This is a genomic window from Alteromonas sp. CH_MED4-4 (genome assembly GCF_037029575.1).
In the GTDB taxonomy this organism is placed as follows: Bacteria; Pseudomonadota; Gammaproteobacteria; order Enterobacterales; family Alteromonadaceae; genus Alteromonas; species Alteromonas macleodii.
In genome coordinates this window covers 1-1,342 of the sequence record NZ_JAYMEU010000076.1, presented here as the reverse complement: position 1 = coordinate 1,342, position 1,342 = coordinate 1, and the positions used below count along the sequence as shown (strand labels likewise).

1 protein-coding gene is annotated in these 1,342 nt (G+C 40.2%); it reads right to left on the bottom strand.

Going from position 1 to position 1,342, the window contains the following annotated elements; translation table 11 throughout:
• Positions 1-234: 234 nt before the first annotated feature.
• Positions 235-1,260, bottom strand: coding sequence for an IS110 family transposase (locus tag WA381_RS20940; protein ID WP_156085895.1), 1,026 nt, complete (start codon positions 1,258-1,260; stop codon positions 235-237).
• Positions 1,261-1,342 lie beyond the last annotated feature (82 nt).

Below are 1,342 nucleotides of genomic sequence, written 5' to 3'. Positions count from 1 at the left end.
GCTTATGTGGACTCCCCCATGTCAACAACCAAAACTTAATATCACAAAAAGAAAAATGCGTGCTTATGTTCGAGCTCTAGTAGAGAAGCTATCTCTGGCTCACTGATGTTTACGCGAACAAACGGCCAAGTCTCGCTGGCGAGCTTTTATGCTCCAAGCTTGCGGCTGACTTCGTTTGTAGATTTTTATCTTTGTTCAAGCATTTTAGTTGGTTAACTCATTTTGCGCTGTGAGTTATGCAGCGTGATACTCTGTATTATTTTGCAGCATACTATAAGCAGTTCTGACTGTTTTGTTAGCCAAGGCTACAGCTGCACACCTATTACCTCGCCGTTGCATTAAGCCCTGCAACCAAAGTTCTTTTTTCGTTTTTGCGCCGTATTTTATCACTTTAATCACCACTGACATGGCACCAGTGATCAGCTGACTTCGAAGGGAGCCGTTTTTACAATACTTACCTATGGTTCCCATGACTTCTTTACCACCAGAGGAATGCTGAATGGGCGTTAAACCAATACAAGCAGACGCATTCTTTCCGCTCTTAAACGGCTGCGATTGATTTGCACCTAGTGCAATATAAAGGTTTACTGCATTAACTGGACCTACACCCTCAAGCTTTAATAGCTTCTTACAATCAGGTAATGATTGGATACTCTGTTCTAAATATTTATCGTATTCACGTATAGCGCTAATCATATTTTTAAGTTGCACTTTAGCGATCGAGAGAGTGGCACGGAAGGTATCAGATAAATTATTAGTTCCGTCTTCAAGTACACCTTCTAACCCTCGCAGCACGCCACCTTGTGTATTGGGTAAACGGATGTTTAGTTCTAACAGTAACGATACTATTTGTTTCTGCGAGGCGTTTTGACTCTTAATTGCTAACTCGCGTAAACGTTGAATTGATTGCAACTGTTGTTGCTCAATACTTTTACCGTTTATAAAAGACACTTCCGGTAAAAATAAGGTCTGTGCGATTGCCAATGCATCATTTTTATCCGTTTTTTGGTTCTGCCTAACAGCTTTGACCAATTTGGCACTAATCAGTCGAGCATCATGACCAGATTTAATGGCCTGTTGATACCAATAATTTGAAGTAGAGCAAGCTTCAAATGCTACAGTGACGGGCTTAGATTGAGCTAACCAAAGTGAAAATTCATCGGTACTCATCTCTACATTAGACGTAACTTTTTTACCGTGAAGTGTGCAAACCTGAATTATATTTTTTGCTAAATCAACGCCGACTTTAGTACGATACATATTAAGGACTCTCTTTAATATTTTTTGTGTGGTAACAAAAATATTACCCCAAACCTTCAGGTGCGGGGGAGTCCAATTATCT